Origin of the sequence: Streptomyces sp. UG1 (assembly GCF_049974585.1) — a bacterium.
GTDB lineage: Bacteria > Actinomycetota > Actinomycetes > Streptomycetales > Streptomycetaceae > Streptomyces.
This window is the reverse complement of record NZ_JBNGGG010000124.1, coordinates 1-1,683: the sequence shown is the minus strand read 5'-3', so window position 1 is coordinate 1,683 and position 1,683 is coordinate 1. Positions and strand designations below refer to the sequence as shown.

General features: G+C 66.3%; 2 protein-coding genes. One reads left to right on the top strand and one right to left on the bottom strand.

What is annotated here, in order from left to right:
• The coding region (locus tag ACP4J3_RS50585) for an ISAs1 family transposase (protein WP_426545030.1) at positions 1 to 899 on the top strand (899 nt) is incomplete at its 5' end.
• 122 nt (positions 900 to 1,021) lie between these two features.
• On the opposite strand, the gene ACP4J3_RS50580 is transcribed toward ACP4J3_RS50585, so the two are convergent.
• Positions 1,022 to 1,576, bottom strand: coding sequence for a peptidoglycan-binding domain-containing protein (locus ACP4J3_RS50580; protein ID WP_426545028.1), 555 nt, complete (start codon positions 1,574 to 1,576; stop codon positions 1,022 to 1,024).
• Positions 1,577 to 1,683 lie beyond the last annotated feature (107 nt).

The following is a 1,683-nucleotide window of genomic DNA, read 5'->3' as shown; positions in this document are numbered from 1 at the left end:
ACGGCGACGCCCTGGACCAGGCTGTGGGCGCCTACCTGGCCGACCGGCACCGCATCACCGCGTCCGCGGACGTGCCCGAGTCCCAATCGCGGCAGGTCATCGCTGTGGACGGCAAGGCCCTCAAGGGCTCAGCCCGCCTGGCCGCGCCGCGCCGTCACCTGCTCTCGGCGGTCACCCACGACCGCGTCGCCACGATTGCCCAGGTCGAAGTCGGTGCGAAGACCAACGAAGTGCGCCACTTCAAGCCCCTGCTGGCGCCACTCGACCTCGCCGATACCGTCGTCACCTTCGATGCCCTCCACTCGGTGAAGGCCAACATCACCTGGCTGGTCGAGACGAAGAAGGCCCACTACATCGCCGTCATCAAGACCAACCAGCACACCGCCTCCGCCCAGCTCGCCGCCCTGCCCTGGACCTCGATCAAGGTCCAGCACACCGCCTCCGCCCACGGCCGCCGCGAGTCCCGCTCGATCAAGACCTGCGCCATCGCCGACAACCTCGGCGGCATCGCTTTCCCCCACGCCCACCTCGCCATCCGGGTCCACCGCCGCCGCAAGCCCACCGGCCGACCCGAAACCCGCGAGAACGTCTACGCGGTCACCAGCCTCGCCGCCCATCAAACCCGCCCCGCCGACCTCGCCGCCGCCATTCGCGGGCACTGGGGAATCGAAAATTCCTCCCACTACATCCGAGATGTCACGTTCGCCGAGGACGCCTCGACCGTTCACGTCGGCACCGCACCCCGCGCCATGGCCACCATCCGCAACCTCGCCATCGGCACCCTGAAGATCCTCGGAGCCGACAACATCGCCAAGACCACCCGAGCAATCCGCCACGAACCCGAACGATCACTCGCTATCCTTGGCATCACCAACAGCCCGGACACTCACGGAACTTGATCAAGCCCTGGCCTACCGCTGCGGTGAAATCCGGCCGGACCTCACTTCAGGCAGGTTCCACAGGTGCGGGTGATGACACCACAAGTGAACGTCCGGGTGCAGGTGAGGAATTGTCGAAGGCCCTACGGCGCGAATGAGACCCACCTGGCGCAGCCGTTACGTGCCCCGGACATCGTGTACTTCGGCCACTTCAGATTGAAGAAGGCTTGCTCGCCGTACAGCCCATCCACGGTGATTCCCTCCCGGCCCTGGGCGTACTTGAGTGCATTTCGTGTGGCGGCGCCGAAGACGCCGTCGACGGCGATGGATCGTCCATAGCAGGACCGGAGGGCCAGCTGAAGAACCTTGACGCCGTTTCCGGTGCTGCCGTAGTCCATCCAGCAGTTCGAGCTGTAGGAACCCTTGTACGGCGTCACCGGTACCTTGAGCTGCCCGCTTTCTTGGTCGACTTTCGAGCCGTGCGAGCAGTGTCCGACATAGGTCGACGCTGCCGCCGAAGGAGCGACGGCAACGGCGCTGCCGAGGAGGCCGGCGGTGAGGGCGCCCACCGTCAGAAGGGGCCCGAGAGGACGAGTCAGCCGGCGCATATTCCCTCCACGTTCTTCCCCGTTGGACATGCGTTCTCCCAATTCTTCAGTGAGGCAGGCGGCAGAATTGCTCGCCTCGAATCCCGCCATGGCCGGTGTCGACCCCTTACGGGGGGCTGGCCGCCGCACACCTGATCGCGCGCGAGGCGGCGGGCGCCTGTTGCTCCTGACCATCGAGCGGTACGGGGTATGGCTCA